This is a genomic window from Saccharopolyspora sp. NPDC000995, assembly GCF_053599315.1.
In genome coordinates, this window is sequence record NZ_JBSFLZ010000321.1 from 1 (window position 1) to 1,506 (window position 1,506).

Consider the following 1,506-nt stretch of genomic DNA (forward strand, 5'->3'; position numbering starts at 1 on the left):
TGTAACTGTTCAGGTCTTGGTGGGTCGTTCGTCGTGGCGGCGGGCGGTCTGAGATGATCTTGGGGTGTCAGGTGCCGAGGGTGTGTCGCTGGAGCGATTGCTTGTGCGCCTGGAGGAACTGGAGTCCCGCGTTGCTGCTCTGGAAGCCCGTAACGCCGAATTGGAGGCGGAGAACGCCGAGTTGAAACGGCGTGTGGGGCAGAATTCGCGGAACTCGTCTCAACCACCGTCCTCGGACGGTCCTGAGCACACCGTTCCTCCGCGGTCGTTGCGCCGTAAGACCGGGCGTAAACCAGGGAAGCAGCCTGGTACGGAAGGGTTTTCGTTGCAGCTGATCGATGACCCGAATGAGGTCGTCGATTATGTTCCCGACTGTTGCCGGGGCTGTGGCGCCGATCTGCACGATGCCGCGCCAGCGGGTGTGGTGCGACGCCAGGTCACCGATATCGCCCCGGCGGTGGCCACGGTCACCGAGCACCGGTTGCACCAACGGCGTTGCGTCTGCGGGAAGATCACCACCGCGCCCGCGCCAGTCGGGGTGGCCGGCGCGCCCGCCTCCTATGGCCCGAACCTGCGGGCGTGGGTGGTGTATCTGCTGGTGTTTCAGCATGTGCCGGTCGCCCGGGTCGTCGAACTCGTCACGGATCTGTCCGGAGCGCGGCCGTCGGCCGGGTGGGTGTGTCAGGTGCTGCGCGACACCGCCGCGACGCTGACCGAGGTCGAGGCACTGATCCGGACCCTGCTGACCGCCGCGCACATTCTGCACGTCGACGAGACCGGCACGAAGGTCACCGGAGCACGCTGGTGGCTGCACGTCGCGGCGACCGACAAGCTGACCACCTACCACCTCGACAAGTCCCGGGGCCGGCCCGCGATCAGCGAACTTGCTGTCCTCACGGACTTTCAGGGCATTGTGGTGCACGACTGCTGGGCTTCCTACAACTCCTACACCGCATGCGACCACGCGCTCTGCGGGGCGCACATCGCCCGCGAACTCGTCGCCGCCGACGAAGTCGCCCCCGGCCAGCACTGGCCCCAGCAAGCACTCGACGCGCTGTTCGCGTTGAACACCGCCGCCCACCACACCCGCGAACAGGGCAGAACGCGCATCCCACCTGAGATCATCGACCCACTGCTGCACGACTGGCAGCACGCCATCCTCGTCGGCCTGGCCCAACATCCGGCCAGACCCGGCCGAAAACAGACCAAGACCCGTAACCTCCTGGAACGCCTCCGCGACCGGGAGGCCGACGTGCTGCGCTTCGCCCACGATCTCACCGTCCCCTTCACCAACAACCAAGCCGAGAGAGATCTCCGGCCAACGAAGACCCAGATGAAAATCTCCGGCACCTTCCGATCAGAAGCCAGCGCGAAAGCCTGGGCCCGCATCCGCGGCTACGTCTCCACCGCACGCAAGCACGGCATCAACGCCTTCGAAGCCATCGCTGCCGCCGTCACAGGAAACCCTTGGGGACCAACGCCTCTCCCAACCACGTGAATAGTTAC

General features: G+C 65.8%; 1 protein-coding gene. It reads left to right on the forward strand.

Features of this window, described 5'->3' with window-relative positions:
• Window positions 1-103 precede the first annotated feature (103 nt).
• Window positions 104-1,498 carry an IS66 family transposase gene (gene tnpC / locus ACWDKQ_RS36095; protein WP_450143228.1) on the forward strand — a complete coding sequence of 465 codons (1,395 nt, stop codon included), beginning with the start codon at window positions 104-106 and terminating at the stop codon, window positions 1,496-1,498.
• Window positions 1,499-1,506 lie beyond the last annotated feature (8 nt).